The sequence below is a fragment of the Variovorax sp. P5_A3 genome (assembly GCF_056400665.1).
In genome coordinates, this window is the sequence record NZ_JBFUKW010000030.1 from 48,220 (window position 1) to 65,942 (window position 17,723).

Annotated in this window: 14 protein-coding genes and 1 tRNA gene; 6 read left to right on the forward strand and 9 right to left on the reverse strand. The window is 64.7% G+C overall.

Annotation, left to right across the window (positions count from 1 at the left end):
• The first annotated feature begins 70 nt into the window (after positions 1-70).
• From AC1D3B_RS31155 to AC1D3B_RS31170, 4 genes are all read left to right on the forward strand, one after another.
• A complete protein-coding gene (locus tag AC1D3B_RS31155; RefSeq protein WP_478194543.1) occupies positions 71-985 on the forward strand; it encodes a YicC/YloC family endoribonuclease in 915 nt (304 codons plus the stop codon).
• A 12-nt stretch (positions 986-997) separates the two neighbouring features.
• Positions 998-1,618, forward strand: a complete 621-nt coding sequence (gmk, locus tag AC1D3B_RS31160; protein WP_286567738.1) for a guanylate kinase — start codon at positions 998-1,000, stop codon at positions 1,616-1,618.
• 23 nt (positions 1,619-1,641) lie between these two features.
• A complete protein-coding gene (gene rpoZ, locus AC1D3B_RS31165) occupies positions 1,642-1,845 on the forward strand; it encodes a DNA-directed RNA polymerase subunit omega (RefSeq protein WP_028249368.1) in 204 nt (67 codons plus the stop codon).
• Between the two features lie 92 nt (positions 1,846-1,937).
• The gene (locus AC1D3B_RS31170; protein ID WP_478194544.1) at positions 1,938-4,190 is read left to right on the forward strand and encodes a RelA/SpoT family protein; all 2,253 of its coding nucleotides are present in this window, start codon (positions 1,938-1,940) and stop codon (positions 4,188-4,190) included.
• Positions 4,191-4,202: 12 nt separating this feature from the next.
• Here the strand turns inward: AC1D3B_RS31170 and greB are convergent, their stop codons facing one another.
• Genes greB through AC1D3B_RS31185 form a run of 3 tightly spaced genes read right to left on the reverse strand, consistent with a single transcriptional unit; the run spans position 4,203 to position 5,413 of the window.
• Positions 4,203-4,778, reverse strand: a complete 576-nt coding sequence (gene greB, locus AC1D3B_RS31175; protein ID WP_478194545.1) for a transcription elongation factor GreB — start codon at positions 4,776-4,778, stop codon at positions 4,203-4,205.
• Positions 4,779-4,818: 40 nt separating this feature from the next.
• Positions 4,819-5,028 carry a hypothetical protein gene (locus AC1D3B_RS31180; RefSeq protein WP_478194546.1) on the reverse strand — a complete coding sequence of 70 codons (210 nt, stop codon included), beginning with the start codon at positions 5,026-5,028 and terminating at the stop codon, positions 4,819-4,821.
• A gap of 13 nt (positions 5,029-5,041) precedes the next feature.
• Positions 5,042-5,413, reverse strand: a complete 372-nt coding sequence (locus AC1D3B_RS31185) for a hypothetical protein (RefSeq protein ID WP_478194547.1) — start codon at positions 5,411-5,413, stop codon at positions 5,042-5,044.
• A gap of 319 nt (positions 5,414-5,732) precedes the next feature.
• Here AC1D3B_RS31185 and AC1D3B_RS31190 point away from each other — a divergent pair, with 319 nt between their 5' ends.
• Positions 5,733-6,464: a hypothetical protein gene (locus AC1D3B_RS31190; protein WP_478194548.1), complete on the forward strand. Its 732-nt coding sequence runs from the start codon at positions 5,733-5,735 to the stop codon at positions 6,462-6,464.
• 69 nt (positions 6,465-6,533) lie between these two features.
• Here the strand turns inward: AC1D3B_RS31190 and AC1D3B_RS31195 are convergent.
• A tRNA-Arg gene (locus tag AC1D3B_RS31195) sits at positions 6,534-6,610 on the reverse strand.
• Between the two features lie 225 nt (positions 6,611-6,835).
• Here AC1D3B_RS31195 and AC1D3B_RS31200 point away from each other — a divergent pair.
• Positions 6,836-10,054, forward strand: a complete 3,219-nt coding sequence (locus tag AC1D3B_RS31200; protein WP_478194549.1) for an ATP-binding protein — start codon at positions 6,836-6,838, stop codon at positions 10,052-10,054.
• Here the strand turns inward: AC1D3B_RS31200 and AC1D3B_RS31205 are convergent.
• The 5 genes from AC1D3B_RS31205 to AC1D3B_RS31225 are packed head-to-tail and all read right to left on the reverse strand — an operon-like array spanning position 10,019 to position 17,251.
• Entirely contained in the window at positions 10,019-11,719 is a 1,701-nt protein-coding gene (locus tag AC1D3B_RS31205; RefSeq protein WP_478194550.1) for a hypothetical protein, read from the reverse strand. The genes AC1D3B_RS31200 and AC1D3B_RS31205 overlap by 36 nt on opposite strands.
• Complete coding sequence (locus tag AC1D3B_RS31210; RefSeq protein WP_478194551.1) at positions 11,716-12,984, reverse strand: saccharopine dehydrogenase NADP-binding domain-containing protein; 1,269 nt, start codon at positions 12,982-12,984, stop codon at positions 11,716-11,718. The genes AC1D3B_RS31205 and AC1D3B_RS31210 overlap by 4 nt, the downstream gene beginning before the upstream one ends.
• A gap of 37 nt (positions 12,985-13,021) precedes the next feature.
• Positions 13,022-14,086 (reverse strand): polyprenyl synthetase family protein, encoded by a 1,065-nt coding sequence (locus tag AC1D3B_RS31215; protein WP_478194552.1) that lies wholly within the window; start codon positions 14,084-14,086, stop codon positions 13,022-13,024.
• Between the two features lies 1 nt (position 14,087).
• The gene (locus tag AC1D3B_RS31220) at positions 14,088-14,912 is read right to left on the reverse strand and encodes a hypothetical protein (RefSeq protein ID WP_478194553.1); all 825 of its coding nucleotides are present in this window, start codon (positions 14,910-14,912) and stop codon (positions 14,088-14,090) included.
• Complete coding sequence (locus AC1D3B_RS31225) at positions 14,909-17,251, reverse strand: FAD-dependent oxidoreductase (protein WP_478194554.1); 2,343 nt, start codon at positions 17,249-17,251, stop codon at positions 14,909-14,911. The genes AC1D3B_RS31220 and AC1D3B_RS31225 overlap by 4 nt, the downstream gene beginning before the upstream one ends.
• Positions 17,252-17,723: the final 472 nt, after the last annotated feature.

Below are 17,723 nucleotides of genomic sequence, written 5' to 3' on the forward strand. Positions count from 1 at the left end.
AGGCGATGGTGCGGCAAGCGAACGCTGTGCCGACGCCACGGTGCAAGCAACAAATACACAGCGAGGCGCAATGCCAGTTTACAGCATGACCGGCTATGCCAGCGGCCAAAGCGGCCCAGCAGGCAGCCACTCCGAAGCCGATGCGCGGCCTCACGGCGCAAACCGGCTCGGGGTCGAGATCCGCTCGGTCAACAGCCGATTTCTCGACCTGACTTTCAAGTTGCCCGAGGAACTGCGCCAACATGAACCGGTCCTGCGAGACCTGCTCACGGCGAAGCTCAAACGAGGCAAGGTCGAGGTGCGCGCGGCGATCGAGAACACGGCCAACGCCGGCATCGGCGAGCCTTCGACCAAGTTGCTGCAACGCCTGAACGGGTTGCAGGACAACATCAAGGCCTGGTTGCCGGGTGCACATGATCTCAGCGTGGCCGACGTGCTTCGGCTCGCCGCAGGAGACACCGCGGCCAAGGGCGACTTGGGGCCCGAACTGACAGAGGTGACCGAGAAGACGCTCAAGGCGCTTCTGTCGGCGCGCGAACGCGAAGGCGCTCGCCTCGCCAAGATGCTGCAGGACCACCTGTCGCAGTTGCGCGCACTGGCGACCCAGGCCCTGCCGCTGGTCCCGCAACTCGTGGAGCAGCAGCGCACGCGCTTTCTCGAACGCTGGCAGGAAGCCATGGGCCTGAGCGGCGGCACGCCGCCGGAAGCGGCCCAGGACCGCGCGCTCACGGAGGCCACCGCTTTCGCGATCCGCATCGACGTGGCTGAAGAGCTGACGCGCCTCAATTCGCATCTGGACGAGATCGAACGCCTGGTGAAAAAGGGCGGCGAGATCGGGAAGAGGCTCGACTTTCTCATCCAGGAACTCCACCGCGAGGCCAATACCCTGGGTTCGAAGTCGGCGACGCTCGAATTGACGCGAATCGGCGTCGACATGAAGGTGCTGATCGAGCAGATGCGCGAGCAAGTCCAGAACATCGAATAGAGAAACAGGCGAATGGACTATCCCGGCAATATCTTCGTGGTCGCGGCGCCCAGTGGTGCTGGCAAGTCGAGCCTGGTCAAGGCCCTGATGGAACTCGATTCCGCAGTTCAACCTTCGGTCTCGCACACCACCCGCCCTCCTCGGGGCCAGGAAAAGCACGGCCGCGAGTACTTTTTTGCGTCCCATTCGGAGTTCGACTCGATGGTGGCCGCAGATGCCTTCGTCGAATGGGCTCACGTCCACGGCCAACGCTACGGAACATCCAAGAAAGCGATCGAGGAGCGCATTGCCCAGGGCGCGGACGTCATCCTGGAAATCGACTTCCAGGGGGCGCTCCAGATCCGAAAGACCTTTTCGAATGCAGTGATGATCTTCATCCTGCCGCCAAGCTGGGAGGAATTGCGCTCCCGACTGGAACGCCGCGGGGAAGACAGCGCCGCGATCATCGAACTCCGCTTGCGGAACGCCGCCGAGGAGATGGCCCGTGCCAGCGAGTTCGACTTCGTTATAATCAATGAAGTATTTGAGCGCGCACTTTTCGACTTGAAGGCGATAGTCCACGCTCAGCGGCTCCGCTACTCCGCACAGCGCCGCGCGCGTGCAAGCACCTTTGCCGCGCTGAACATCCCCTGACTTCCCACCGCCGAAAGATCCTCATGGCCCGCATTACCGTCGAAGATTGCCTGCAACACATCCCGAACCGCTTCCAGCTCGTGCTCGCCGCCACGTACCGTGCGCGCATGCTGAGCCAGGGCCACGCGCCCAAGATCGAGAGCAAGAACAAGCCCGGCGTGACCGCACTGCGCGAAATCGCCGAAGGCAAGATCGGCCTCGAAATGCTGAAGAAGGTCCCCGGCTGAGTTGATGCAGTCGAGCAACAAGGAAGCACCGTACGCGGTGCTTTTTTTTGGCCAGAATGCGTCCCATTGGCTTGCACGCTAAAGTGGACGCCATGAGCGCGGTCGTCAAGTCCCAGTCCGAGGCCCCATCGAGCCCCCGGCCGAGTCCGGCGGCGCTGAACGCGGCCGCCGCCAGTTTCGCCGCGCTGACCGATCGTCTGGACTATCTGGGCGCCGAGGATATCGATCAGGTCCGTCGCGCCTACCGCTTCGCGGACGAGGCGCATCTGGGGCAGTTGCGCAACAGCGGCGAGCCCTACATCACGCATCCGATCGCCGTGGCGGCGCAGTGCGCCGAATGGAAGCTCGACGCACAGGCCCTGATGGCGGCGCTGCTGCACGACGCGATCGAAGACTGCGGCGTGACCAAGTCGGAGTTGATCGAGCGCTTCGGCGCCCCGGTCGCCGAACTGGTCGACGGCCTCACGAAGTTGGACAAGCTGCGCTTCAACACGCGCGAGGAAAACCAGGCGGAGTCGTTCCGCAAGATGCTTCTCGCCATGGCGCGCGATGTGCGGGTCATTCTGGTCAAGCTGGCGGACCGGACGCACAACATGCGCACGCTGGACGACGCGCCGCGCGAAAAATGGGCACGGATCTCGCGCGAAACGCTTGAGATCTACGCGCCCATCGCACATCGGCTCGGCCTCAACCAGACCTATCGAGAGCTGCAGGACCTGTCGTTCCGCCACCTGCGGCCGTGGCGCTACGCCATCCTCGCGAAAGCAGTGGCCAAGGCGCGCGGCCGACGCCGTGACCTGATCCAGAAGGTGCAGCAGGAGGTCGAAACGGCCTTCTCGGCCGCCGGCATGAGCGTGCGGATTGCCGGGCGCGAAAAGACCCTCTACTCCATCTATCGCAAGATGGACGAAAAGCACCTGAGCTTTGCCCAGGTGACCGATATCTACGGCTTCCGGCTCATCGTGCCGACGGTGATTGCCTGCTACACCGGCCTCGGCATCCTGCATCAGATGTACAAGCCGCTGCCGGGCAAGTTCAAGGATCACATCGCGATCGCCAAGCTCAACGGCTACCAGTCGCTGCACACCACGCTCGTGGGCCCTGCGGGCGTCAACGTCGAGTTTCAGCTGCGCACCGAAGCGATGCATGTGGTCGCCGAATCCGGTGTGGCAGCACATTGGCTCTACAAGGCTGCGGAGCCTCAGGCGGCGACCAGCGAGCGGCTCGGCGCGAAGTGGTTGCAGTCGCTGCTCGACATCCAGGACGAAACGCGCGACGCCGCCGAGTTCTGGGACCACGTCAAGGTCGACCTCTTTCCCGACGCCGTGTACGTGTTCACGCCCAAGAGCCAGATCATGGCGCTGCCGCGCGGTGCGACCGTGGTCGACTTCGCCTACGCGATCCACAGCAACATCGGTGATCACACCTCTGCCGCGCGCATCAACGGCGACCAGGTCCCGCTGCGCACCGAGCTGAAGAACGGCGATGTGGTCGAGATCATCACGGCGCCGGTGTCGACGCCGAACCCTGCCTGGCTCGGATTCGTGCGCACTGGCCGTGCGCGTTCGAAGATCCGCCACTACCTCAAGACGCTGGCCCACGCCGAATCCGAAGGCCTGGGCGAAAAGCTTCTCGCCCAGGCGCTGCGGGCCGAGGGCCTCGGCAATCTGCCGGGCGACGATGCGGAGCATCAGCAACTCTGGGACAAGCTGCTGCGCTTCACCGGCAACCGCACGCGCTCCGAGCTGCTGACCGACATCGGCCTGGGCAAGCGCATCGCCAGCATCGTTGCAAAGCGGCTCATGGCCTTGCTGGCCGAGCGGGGCGAAAAGCCCGATGCGCTGATGCTGAGCCGTGAGCGCTTCACCGCGCACGAGGGGGTCTCGCAGGGCGCCGTCACGCTCGACGGGAGCGAGAACTCATCCGTTCGCTTCGCACTGTGCTGCCGGCCGATTCCGGGCGATTCCATCATCGGTTACCTCGGCCACGGCGAAGGCCTGGTCGTGCACACCGAAGAGTGCGGCGTCGGCCAGCGACTGCGCTACAAGGACAGCGAGCGATTCTTCGCGGTGGAATGGGCCGACGACCCCGTCCGCACTTTCGAGACCGGCGTCGTCATCACCGTGCGGAACGACAAGGGCGTCCTGGCACGCGTCGCCGCGACGCTGGCGGATGCCGAGGCCGACATCACACACGTCGAGATGGCCGACGAAACGCCGCAGGATTCGACAGATCTGCGTTTCGTGATCGCGGTGCGGGATCGCACGCATCTCGAAGCCGTGCTGCGCGCCGTACGCCGGACCTCTTCAGTGCTCGCTGCGGCACGAACGATCCCGGCGCCCTGAGCCTTCGGCCGCTCAGGATGAGACGTTCGAAGACCGCGGGTAGCTCACCGACAACACCTCGATGTCGTGCACGCCGCCGGGCGTCGCGAGCTTGACGACGTCACCCTCCCTCGCCTTGAGCAATGCGCGTGCGATCGGCGAAATCCAACTGACTTGCGATCGCGCGCTGTCCGCCTCGTCGATGCCCAGGATGGTGACTTCGCGCTCCTCGCCGGTTTCATCGACATAGCGCACCGTGGAGCCGAAGAACACCTGGTCTCTCCCGTGGTGCACTGAAGGGTCCGTGACCTCCGCGACTTCGAGGCGCTTGGTGAGGAAGCGGATCCGACGGTCGATTTCGCGCAGCCGCTTCTTGCCATAGAGATAGTCCCCGTTTTCCGAGCGATCGCCGTTCTTGGCGGCCCAGTGGACTGCTTCGACCACCTTGGGACGATCCTCATCCATCAGATGCAACAGTTCGGCGCGCAGGCGGGCATAGCCCGCGGGGGTCATGTAGTTCTTGCCGCCCGCAGGCAACGGCGGCAGGGCACTGCCCTCGCCGCCATCATCGTCGTCCGTGTCGCCTTCTTTCGTGAATGCCTTGCTCATTGCTCACAACCGTCCCATGGCGGCCTCGGCGGCGGTTGTATCACAGGGGGCGGGCTCGAGCCACGGCCGCGATCGGCAACGCGTCCCAGCCGGCCGCTGTCGGCGGCACGTCGAGGCCGCCGGGATCGCATGGCCTCGGCAGCGTCGGTTCATCGCCGTCGGGCTTTTGCGGATTCGGCTCGTTCTGCCCCGGCACCGGCTCCGGCGGGGGTTCGTTCTGACCGGGGATCGGCAGGTCGCGCTTGCGCACTGCGCCGCTGGCTTCAGCTTGCCTGCAATGGCGGTGGGTCGAGCGATTGCGGTTCCTGTGACGGGGCCTCCTGCTGGACCTGCGGAACCTCGTTTGAGATTGCCAATCCCCGTTTGCCCAGATCGCCGCGCGCAATACCTCTCACAAGGTGGCGCGGCACGTGGTGGGTCTTCTTCAGCTGGGCCAACGCCTCGCTGCGAGCAGGCTCGGAGGCCGGCAGGAACATATGCAATGCACTCATCGTGATTGTCCCCATGAGCGCCAGGCTGTGAACGCGTCCGGAAGCGGCCCCTGGCGTGGCCGCCGGCGCATTATCACCGGCGGCAATGCGGGTGCGCGGAAGCGGCCATTCCAGCAGTAGTGTTGCTGGATCGGGGAAAGCCAACGGCTCGCCTCAGCATTTGTTGACTTTCATATTCAGGCGCAGTCTTACAAGTGCCGTGCGCTTGGCGTAAGACAAAAGCCTTCCAATGAGCCCGACGGGACCCGGGGCGGTCGGGCATTGCCTGCCCGATGCAGCCGGCCTGCGCGCAAGTACTTGTCTTCGAGGCACCCGCGCCTGCTCCTCACAGGGCAGGGGAATTCTCAACCGATGACCCAAGGAGCCCAGCATGTTTGCGACCACCGCGAATTCCATATGGCCCGCTGTGTGGCCCACTACGGTGCAAGCCGTTTCCTATGCGCAAGTGGGGGACTTCTTCAAGATGCTGGTGCAGCGCGAAGAGTCCGGCTACGCTGCCTGCGAGTTCTGCCGAACCGTCAACAGCCAGTATGCGGTTCGCTGCAGGACCTGCGGAGGGATGATCTCTCCGCCCAGCGAGGAGGACACAGTGCCTGAACCCGTGAAGCCAGCCCAGCGTCCATTCTCCGATGCCCGCGCGCTGCGCAGCGTCCTGACCATGGTTCTGGTTCCGCCGATGATCTTGTTCGCGAGCTTCGGCGCGTGGCATCAACTGGAATTCGAGAATCCCGAATTGGCGGCTGCCCATGGCACGACGTCGCCCTTGGCCGCTCCGGTCGAGGCAGTTCATCCAGTTGCGATGGGCTCTTCGCAGGACAGGCTTGTGTCGGAACTGTTGACCGGCAGAAAGACGATCGGGCGCGAGGAGACCGTGAACAATGCGTCGCCGCCGTTACCTGAAGTACAGGCGCAGGTCGTGGAACAGGAGGACACCAGTCGCCTCTCGAATGGAGGATCGGCGCCAACCCGCCTGGCGAAGTCGAGTTCGTTGCGTGCGAAGGAAGGCGGGGCTGCTTCGAGCCGTCAACGGCAAGACGTACTGGCGGGATGCAGCGGACTGAGCTTCCTGGCGCGCGCCGTGTGCGTCAACAATCGTTGCGCGGAGCCCAAGGCGGCACGAGTTGGCCAGTGTCGCGAAGCAGTGCGGCAGCGGCGAATCGATGAGGCGCGTCGCAATCCGATTCTGATGGGGTAACCGGCCCTGAATGGGCTTGCCGAAAGAAAAATGGCCTGAAGGTCAAAACCTTCAGGCCATTTCGAAGAGTGGTGCGGCTGGCAGGAATTGAACCCACGACCCCTTGGTTCGTAGCCAAGTACTCTATCCAACTGAGCTACAGCCGCACAGCTTGCGAGTATAGCATCCATTTTGGCCCCTTCTCCGGACGCCCGAAACTCGCTCAGTCCTGCCTCGGCTTCAACGCAATGGCAGGCCGTGCGCTCCCAATCGACAGCGTCGTCTTGACTTATGCAGCTGTTAGTATGTAAGTTCTACACGCGCCGCGTTAACATGCGCGCTCGAAAGGTGATCAATCACTGCCGATGCTGCTTGAAAGGCTCCGTCGCGACATGTCCACGCTGTGCCCGCGATGCGGTTCCGAGTCCCGTGCTTCTGCGCGCTATTGCGACCAATGTGGCGCGGCGCTGCCCACGACGTCGATTGAACGGCCCGAGTTGCGTCAGGGCACCGTCCTGTTCTGCGACCTCGTGCAATCGACACGCCTCGCCAACGTGCTGGACCCGGACGACCTGAGGCTCGTTTTCTCATCGATCCATCGTGTTGTCCGCGAAGTCTCTCGCCGTCACTCCGGGTACATCGTTCGGTTCGTCGGCGACGGCGCCTTCGTCGTCTTCGGTTATCCCGCCGTGCAGGAGGACTCCGCGGAGTCGGCAGTGCGGGCCGGCATCGACTTCGTCCACTCGATCCGCTCCGTGCTCGCACCGCCACCCGCCGTGCTCGAGATGCGGGTCGGCATCGCATCCGGCACTGTCGTGATGGGCGAGATGATCGATGGTGCGGCGATCGACGAACAGTCGGTGACCGGGCCCGTGGCCCATCTTGCGGCGCGCCTTGTCTCCTCCGCGCCGCCGAGCGGCGTCGTGCTCTGCGACCAGACCCGCCGACTGGTAGGGCAGCGCTTCGAATTGGAATCGCTGGGGGACCTGCGCCTGGCCGGATTCCCCGAGCCGGTGACCGCCTGGCGGGCGTCAGCCGAGTTGCCGTCACTGTCGCGCTTCGAAGCCCTGCGCAAGGGGCAAGGGGCCAGCCAGTTGATCGGCCGCGAAACACTGCTCGCGGAACTCGCCGCGCAATGGCGTCAGGCCTCCGAGGGCAGCCCGCAAGTGGTCGAACTCGTCGGCGAGGCCGGCGTGGGCAAGTCGCGCATTGCGCGAGCGCTTCAGCAATCGCTCGCCGAGGAGGAGGTGCAGCACATCGACCTCCATTGCACACCGCGAATGCAGAACGCACCGCTGTATCCGCTCGGCGTGCTGCTACGTCGCCTGGCGGATGTGCAACCCAGCGATGACGAAGCCACTACGCTGGACAAGACGCGCTTGCTGCTTGCCGGGGCGGTTGCTGCCGACATACCGGAGCACGCACTGCGTTACCTGCGCCCTGTCTTGTGGCCGCAGGCGTCGGGTATGACGGGCGACGACAGCCCCGAGCTCGAGCGCGAGAACACCGTCAAGCTGCTCGTGTGGTTGATGCATACGCTCACCGATCGCCGCCCGGTGCTGCTCATCGTCGAAGACCTGCACTGGTGCGATGCGACGACAGCATTGATGCTTCAACGCGTGATCGAAGGCTCCGCCGATCAACGGCTGATGATCCTGGTGACACGGCGCCACGAGGCCGGCGCCTTCCTGGAAGTGCTGCCGCATGTCGTGCGCAAGGATCTCGAACCTCTGGACGGCGAGGAATCGCGCAAGCTCGTGCAGCACCTCGCCGCGGGCGGAGCGATCGCGGAGAGCGCTGTCGACAGCGTGGTGTCGCGCGGCGAGGGGAACCCGCTCTTTCTGGAGGAGCTGACAAGGGCCGCGCTGGAGAAAAATGCCGGATCAGGCGCGGAGATTCCGGGCACTCTGCAAACCTTGATTCAGGCCCGGCTCGATCGGATGCCCGCGCTGAGAGCGCTCGTGCAGTCCGCCGCGGTGCTGGGCCGGGAATTTTCGCCGCAGTTGCTCGGACGGCTGGCCGACGAGAGTGGCGACATGGCAGGGCCGATCGGCCGGCTGATCGAGGAAGGCATCCTCATCGCCACGAGCGCTGCGTCGTTTGGGGCGCTGCGTTTTCGGCATGCGCTCATCCACGATGCCGTCTACCAGACCCTGTTGCGCGGCGACAGGCAGCGCCTGCACGCCCGGGCGGCTGACCTGCTGCAGGCCAACGAGGGTGACGCGCCGGGCGAGGTCCCGCTCGACCTGCTCGCGCACCACTTCGCCCAAGCCGGCCAGAGCCAGCGGGCGGCACAGACACTGGTCGACGCAAGCCGCATGACCGCGAGGCGTGCGGCCTACGAGGAATCCATCGGCCACGCCAAGACAGGGTTGAATCTCACCGAGCAGATCGTCGATCCGCGGGCCCAGCGCTCGCTGCGCCGCGCGCTGCTTTCGCAATTGGGGCATTCGCTCACTGCCACGCGAGGGTACACGGCCCCCGAGGTCGAACAGGCTTTCGCCGAGGCCATGTCACTCTGCGATGACGCGACGCCACCCGAAGATGCCTATCCCGTCATTCGCGGCAGCGGCACGCACTACCTGGTGCGCGGGCGCATCGTCCGCTCGGAAGAACTCGCGCAATCGTGCATCCGGTTGGCCGAACGCTCGGGCCGCCTCGATCTGCTGATCGACGCACTCGCATTCGCCGCATACCCGCTGGCCTACCTGGGCCGGCTCGACGAAAGCCAGGAACGCCTGGACCGCTGCCTGAAGCTGTACCAGTCGGAAAAAGGCAACAGCTTCACCTATCCGAACGTGCAGGAACCCGCGACCGCGGCCTGGGCGATGATGACCACCACCGCCTGGATGCGCGGCGATCTCCGGGCGGCAGAGAGCGCGGCGACCGCACTCGAGGAACACCTGTCGAGACTCAAGAGCCCGTTCGACAGCAGCTACGGCAAGATTTGGCTTGCGGCATCGAGACTCCTGCAGCGCCGCTTCACGCATGCGGCGGAACTCGCCACGGCAGGCCTCGCGATCGCGCAGGAGCGGGGCTTCCAGACCTGGATCCCGGCCGGCATGATGCAGCTGTGCATGGCCCAGGGCGCGCTCGGCACAGCGCCTGAATCGGTGGGGACCTTGCAGTACCTGCACAAGGCCTTCATGGACGCGGGCGCCGAGGTCAGCGCCACGTACTACTCATGGGGCATCGCCTTGTCGCTCATCTCCGCGGGCGATCGCGAAGGCGCGCGCGCAGCGGCCGAACAGGGCCTGCAGCGCGCAGAGCACGGTGAAGAAACCTACATGGCCGGCGAACTGCGCATTCTCCTGGCGCAGCTCGAGGATGACCGTGGGCGCGCAACCATGTATTTGCTGAAGGCGATCATGCATGCCCGCGCCCAGGGTTCGCTGACCGTCGCGCTTCGCGCTTCCGCCCTGCTGCTCCGCCTGGTTGATGACGCGAGCTATCGCGACGCTGTGCAGCTCGTGCTGGGCGTCCTCGACGGGACCGTGCCCATACCGGACGATCCGGATTTCGTCCAGGTGATGCTTGCCCATTTCGAGGCAGGCGTCACGGCCGCCGCGTTGACCTCAGACGAGCCCGTCGTCCACCTTCAGGTCCACTGAGGACTTGCCGACGTACCAGTCGCCCGTCGGCATGGCGATGGGCCCGCCCTCCATGAGTTTGCACAACCGCCTGAACGCACAGGGCAGGCCGTCATGATCTTTCAGGGTCAGCGTGGCGACCCCTCTGGGGAATGCCGCCCTCAAGCCCCGGAGCGTGAAGGTTCCCGTGATCCAGGCAAACGGCAGCGGGCGCGTGTCGACGGCCGCGACCTGAATGGAATGAAAGCTGTCCAATCCGTCGGCGAGCACGTCACGCGCGAACGACCTTCTGAATTCCCGGCGCGAGAAGTCGCTTTGCCGCCATCGGGGGCCCGCGGCCAGCGACACGCCGTACGAATCGACCGGCTCGGCATTGCAATACCAATCGGCATCGATCGGAGGCAGATCAATGTCGGCGACGCGAATCCCGCGCGGGGCGTCCGGGTCGAGTGAGGCCAGTTGCTCGATCCCCGTGATGTCGAACAGGCGTGATCCCGTGCCTTGTCGGTTCGCGGACGTCGAACGTACCGGAAGCCCATCTTTGTCGACGAAGCGTGCCAAGCGCTTCTCGAAGCCTTGATACTCACGGCCGATCAGCTTCGACCACGGGTTGTCCACGAGGATGGCTGGCACGAACACCGCGGGATCGCGCGCCTGCGCACTCCCGTCGTCGACGCGACCGACCAGCACGCGCATGAGGAGTTCGAACTGGGACTCGAAATAGTCCGGCTCTTCAGTCGGAACGTCCTTGCCCCAGTACATCCGCCCGTAGCGCACCAGCTCGATCACCAGCGACCGGGCCGCTGGCTGGTATTTGAACGACATGGCATCCGCCGGATCGGGCGCGTCGAGATGGAAATTCAGCGGCCTGATCAACTCCTCGAGCAGATCATCGGCGTCCGAGCCATAGGGCCGCAGATCGACCCGCATGCCGACGAACTCGACATCGGTGAATCGGTAGCCGGTCGCGGAAAAAGGCTTGGCCTGGCGCGTCCATTTCGGTGTCGGCGCCGGCTGTCGCTGGACAAGGACTTGCTCCAGCGTGTCGTTGAGAACACCTGACCAGGCGCGTGACAATCTGAAGTGCGCTCCCGAAAAGGCCTTCAACTCCGGCAGGACCGTCTCGTGCACGTCCATCGAAACAACGCTCTCCAACGCGGCCAGCAATTCGCGCGGCGTGGCAATGGTCTCAGCCAAGGCAAAGACCTCCTTGTCAGGCGACCCGGCTGCCGGCGAGAACGCCAACTGTGAATAGACGACGGGAAAGAACTCGCGAAGCGCATCGGCACCGCCTGCCTCAAAGAACTGCACGCCCGACAGCGTGATCAACACCGGTGGCTCGGGATCTTCGGTCTCGTCACCGGTCATCGCCCTGAGCGGCGCCCGGACCACGATCGAGTTCCCGGTGACATCCACGGAAATCAAGGTTTCGGCGGCGGGAATCCCCCGCGCGCGAAACGCATCGCCCCAGGCGACGACATTCGTCAATCCGAACCTGCACTCCAGGACGCGTCCGTTCTCGTCCTTCACGCTCGAAATGAGGACCGCAATCGCGTTCGGCCTGTTCCGGTCTCGAATGACGTCAACCGCGATGTCATAGGCCTCCGCCGCCGTCGTCGTCGTCGTCGTCTTCACTTTCGTCATCACACCGAACCAGAAGTGTTCGGTGTCGGCTGCTTCCTTCATGACTGCGTCTCCGTGGCGCGGACATTGCGCGCCTGGAAATCGCATTTGTCGAACAGTTGCTCCGACGTCTGCTTGGGCCAAATGTCGATGTCGAACATCTCCGCCGGCGTGCACCAACCAACCGGGTTCTTCTTGCCCAGGCCTTCGACAACACCGATCACGCAGTCCGCCGTGAAATCATAGGGATCAGGCGTTTCCATCCGCCAGTCGATCAGCGTGCGGCCAGCACCGTCATCGATCTGAAGAAGCACGGTGTGGCGATCTTCCTCGCGCTCCTGTGCGTCCGGTCCTTCGGGCAGCATGTCCACCTGCGCGCGAACCAGCCGGCGCCACGCCGGCAACGCGTACAGCGGCGCCGAGAACGCACCGAGCTGCACGAAGATGCGCGCGCCTTCCGGCATTTCGATGAAGCTCTCGATCCGGTGTCCGAGGATGTCCTCGTTGCGGGCAAGCGTGATGCGGGCGGTCAGCAAGTCCAGCAGGTTCACCAACATGGCAATGCGGCGCGGTGAACGCTGGCCGCAACATTCCTCCTGCTTCGAAACATCGCCGAAGTCGAACTCGCGCTCGATCTTGCCGCAGGGCTCGTACTCGAACTGGTACTCACGCTCGGACTCCGCTTGCGATTGCATTCCCTGCTTCTGTCTCCCCCTCTTCGATTTGTCCTGCTCCTTCAAGACCGAGCGGACCACCATCGTCCGCTCGCGAATGGAACGCCATGCCGTCTGCGCGCTGCCGCGCGACACATACTTGACGTGGGAGTACGCGATTCGCACCGTGCCGATCTCTTTGATCCCGTCCTGGGCGAGTTGCTTGAGCGCCGAGGCGAGCATGACGTTGGATGTGGTCGCGCAATGGCCTGCGCCGCCGACGAGCGCCACACCCCGCTGCCTGGCGATATAGCCGAAGTCATCGAGGCGCTTGTAGACATCCGCCTCGCCGTTGATGTCGACATAGTGGCACTTGTTGCGCAGCGCGGCCTTCACGAGCGGAATCGCCGTCGCTTCGAAGGGCCCCGCGGCATTGATGACAGCGAACATGCCGCTGGCGCCGAGCGCTGCGTCGAGGCCTTGCTCGTCGTCCAGCGAGACCACCCGCGTCTGCACGCCCAGGTCGCGCCCCATGCGGGCGAGCGCGTGCGCATCACGTCCGCCCAGCAGCAGCTCGAACCTGCTGCCCTCGTCCTTCCATTTCCTGGCAGCAGCCTCCGCGACGATGCGACCGGAGAACCCGTTGGCACCGTAGAGCAGGATCTGTTGAAACATGGCAAGAGGCTCCAGAGATGACGCGTACGACGGAGGCTCAATGGGCGCGCTGCAGCACCCACGTCGGCATCGCACGCAAGAAGCTCAGGTCGCGACTGGGCGCCTGGTCGGGGAAACAGCGCTCGAACTCGCACAACGCGGCACCGGCCATGCCTGCTGCAACGCCGCGCGCATGCTCCATCGAGCCGCAGCGGACGATCAGGTCGTGCGCCCACTGGATTTCATCCGCGTTGCGCTCTTCGCGCGCGAGCCCCAGGAAACGCTCCAGACGCACGCGATCCGCTCGCGGCGCATGTTCGAGCGCGTGAATGATCATCAGCGTTCGCTTGCCTTCGCGCAGGTCGCCGTCGGCTTCCTTGCCATAGCTCGCGCCGCTGTCGAGATTCAGCAGGTCGTCCTGGATCTGGAACGCGCTGCCGATGAAGTTGCCGAGCCGCACGAGTCGATCGACGTCGTAGCGGCCACGCGACCCGATCAGGCAGCCCACCCTCAGCGGATGGATGAAGGCCAGCCAGCACGTCTTGAGCAACACCATCGTGAGGTAGTCCTCTTCGCTGACATCGAGCCGCGATTCGCGCTGCCATCCGAGTTCCAGTGCCTGCCCCTCGGCGCTGGCCCAGGCGGTGCGTTCGGTCTCCTCGAAGATCTGCAGCGCCAGCGACATCCCCAGACGCTCGAAGTTCGCCTTCAATGGCGCCAGGCTCAGCAAGCCGAGCGCGTCGCCCGCGTTGAGCGCCAGCGGAATGCCGTGCAGCGCATGCAGCGTCGGCGAGCCGCGGCGCTGGTCGCTCTCGTCCTCAATGTCGTCGTGGATCAGCAGGGCGTTGTGCAGCAGTTCGATGGAGACGGCTGAAGCCACCGCGTCCTCGATATCCGCGCCGAAGAGCCGTGCCGTCGCGAGACAGATGCAGGGCCGCAGCATCTTGCCGCCACGGCGCGGGTAGTCCGCGAGGAGATCGTCGAGATAGCTGCGCGGCGCATTCGTCGGCAGCCAGCGTTTGAACTGCCGCCGAACCAGCGACCCGTACTCGTCGAGCACCTCCTGGACCAATCCGTCGTCGACTTGCTCGAAAGCCGGTCGCTCGCGGTATGCCGTGGCCATGTCAGAGCCTGATCTCGATGAAGCCGACCTGCGTGCCATCGGCAGCGCACACCGCCGCGCTCCACACGCCTGGCGGATTCTTCGCCGTCGTCGTGACGACAAGCACCGTCGCGTCCTTCTCTCGCACCAGGGATGCTTCGAGCGGCTCGGCATCAAGCGCCGAGCCGTGATGAAACAGCAGGTCCGTGTGCGCCGCGTCGTGCATGGATGTCCATTCGACATCGAGCACACGCACGAACCGCTTGACGGATTTCTTTCCGTGACGCACTTGCACAGCCTGCACTGGCGCCTGGGAAGTCCGCGACGCGTACGTGGGCGCCGGCGCCGGCGCAGCCGATGGCGGAGGTGCATCGTGCGCGCGCTCTTTCTCCTTGTCAGGTGTCGCCCCGGCACGGTGATCGGACTTGCCGAAGCCCTTCCTGGTCAGGCCAAAGGCCGATCCGAGAGCTTCATACTCCGCCCTCATCACACGGCGCAGCGCGCTTTGCGGGTCTCCTGCGGCGCCTTCGAACCATTCGATCATGAGCAGCATGGCCCGCTTCATCAGCCGCTCGGTGGCATCGACCGGTTGCGCCGCACTCTTGACACCGGCGCGGCGCGCCGCACCGCCGAGATGGCTCGCGAGCCGACGCCCACGCGCGAGTTGGGCATCGGCGACCTTGTAGCCCAGCTGGACCGCCGCGATGACGGCGTCGGAGGTCGTCTGCATCGGCACGCCGCCGAAAGTCTCGCCCGCCCTTTCGCCCTCGGCACTCCGATACACGCCGCCGAAGTTGCGATTGGGTTTTGTGACCGGGAGAACCGGTCGCTGCCACTGGGTGCTCATGGATGGTGGTATCCGACGATCAGGTTGAGATCCAGCCGGCCACTGATCGCATGTGCGGCGAGCATGCCCGACATGACGGCGGCCTCGACGCAGCCGCCGTTGAAGCCGCAGTCCGTCCAGTCGCCCGCCACCGTCATGTTGGCGATTCCGGGGTCGAGCGGCGAGATGCGGACGGTGCCACTGCCCGGAAGGGATTGTGTGTAGCGATCGCGCGGGGCGCTGTTGTCTCGTACGTACTGATCGGACATGTTGCCCATCTTGGCGCCGTCGGCGGAAACGAGCGCGTCCAGTGGGGTTTGATTGTTGGCGTAGGCCTCGGGCCAAAGCGCCTTCATACGCGTCTTCAGGAAGCCTTCCAACTCGTCTTCCAGCTTCTCGGTGCGGTCGAGTTGAGCGCGAAATCTCTCATCGGGCACGACGCCACAGAAATACGAGATCGATCTGACCATGTCGGCCCCAGGCTTTTGACCTCCAGTCCGATAGGCCCGCTCCGCCGCAAGGATGTGCGTCATATCGGCCCACGTCTCATAGCGACGAGACACCTTCTTGTTGCTGTCGCGGGGTGGCGCGTCCAGGCCGGCGACGATCACCGGGCCGCGGTCCCAGCCGAGCTCTTCGATGTCCTTCGACATCCATACCTGTGCGGAGCGCGTGCCCACAGTCTTCACGTGCTTATCCATGAGCTTCCATGCGGGCAGCTTCTCGAACGGGTTCTGCCTGGACTTCTTGCACGCGTCGACGAAGTCGTCCTTGCCGACGGCGAGAACTACCGCATCGAAATCGGCCTGGTCCAGCGTCACTTCGGAATAGCCGTTGGCTCCCGGCTTGGGTCCGAAAGTCTTGATCCGATCTTTCGGCCAACATCCTTTGTCATCGAGTGGCGAAGCGTCCGTCAGCGCATCCGGATCTCCCCCAGGCTGAAAGCGCAGCGATGTCACCCGAGGTTGGCGGCCCTTGAAATCGAACTCCACATCGACCAGCGGATGAAGGAACTTGAAGGTCACGCCGCGTGCCTTCATCACGCGGTACAAGGGCGCGAAGATCGCGTCGCCCATGCCGGACCGGAGACGCCAGAACATCGCCCCCCGGTACGTGAAGAACATGCGCATCGCACCACGCAAGGCCTGCGCGGCCGAGAGCGAAGGCTTGCGATGATCGCCGTTGCGGTAGGCGAACACCAGGTCGTAGATGCCGCATACGAGGGGCGAGTCGAGCGCGCCGGTCGTCGCGCCATGCTTTTGCAGCCAGTCGCGGTAGTCGATGCCGTCGATCACGTCGAGGCCGCGCGGATCGAAGAAGACCCGATCGCGGTACAGACCGATGAGGATGGTCATCAGCAGGTCGAGAATCTCCGTCTTTCGACGCACCTCCTCATCGATCAGGACGACGTCCTGCAGTTGGCGGCGTGCGTTGGTCGCCAGGGCCTCGATGAAGTTGAGAAGCGATGAACTGATCTGCGGCGCCGGGTTCTGCTCGCGCAGCCAGCTTTCGACGAAGCTGGCCGCTTGCAGAAGGCCCGCGGCCGAAGTGAGCAGGGCGCCGCGCGCCAGTACGGTCAGGCGCTCGATCAGCACGTCGGGCGCATCGGCCGGATCGAACGAGAAATCGAGTTCGACGGCCTCGTCCAGCGCGGAACGGGCACGGGGGCCACGTCGCTCGCCGCCGTGCTCGGTACGCGCCGGCGCCAGCACGCTCTGCATCAGCGACTTGGCCAGCGCCAAAGCCCGCGCGAGATAGCCCCAGAGGCTGAACGGGTTGGTAGCCGCATCCATCGGGTCGCCCGGCTGCCCCTTCATCGGCGGAAGGAATGCGGTCCAGACCTCCCACGCGCCGCCATGTCGGCTGGCCACGCCGATGTGGGGCTCGGGTGCGAATGCATCGCTGAAGCGGTCGTGGGGCAGCGGACCGATCGCGAACTTCGGATCAGGCTCGCGCCGCGCCTTCTCCACCTCGTCGTAGCACTCCCGCATCATCCGGAAGGCGTTTTCGTAGAAGCCGAGCCAGACGTGCAAGCCGTGCTCGAGGATGCGTCCGTGCTCGTCTCGTACCGACGCTCCCTTGCCGCCCAGGCGCTCACTCGCCTCGTACACGGTGATCTCGTAGAGCGGCCATTTCTCGGTCGAGCGTCGCTCCTCGTGCGTGGCCCCCACTCGGCGCCGCCTCGCCCGTTCCTCATTCAAATTGAGGAGTTGCCAAGCTGTCGCCAGGCCGGCGCAGCCGCCTCCGACGATCGTGACGCGCACGATGTCGGCCGAATCCATCGGCGAATCGGGCGCAGGTTCACCCGAAGGCGCATGCTCGCGCCCTCCGTGCGCCGCAGCATCGGCGAGAGAGTCCAATCACTCCTCCAGTCGTGTTTTTTGTGGCGTTTCGACTTACTTCATCCGCCTCTACGGATAGTGACGAGTCAATCCGCCAACGTCAAGATGACGAGGCTTGTGATTGGATGGGGACGCGTCATTGCCACCTGACCCGTATGCCCAGGCTGCCCTGCACCGAAGAACGGACACGGGCGTCGCACTTCGATCGAGGCGGTCAGGCTGCTGCCCTTGCCCGAGACCTCGGGGTCGAGGTCGGGACGCGAACCGACGCTCCACTTCATCGAATAGCGAGTCGTCGGCCTTGCAGGCCCCCGGGGGGTTGCTATGCGGCACGAAAAGGTGGTGGACCTCAGCAGATCGACGTCGTGTCTCGGTCGCATTCGCGACGAGTTGATCGGTCGTCGCTAGCGAACGCGAGTTCTCGTTGGCCAGCGCGGCGGAGCTGATCTGGGTCTGGGTCTGGGTCTGGGTCTGGGTCTGGGTCTGGGTC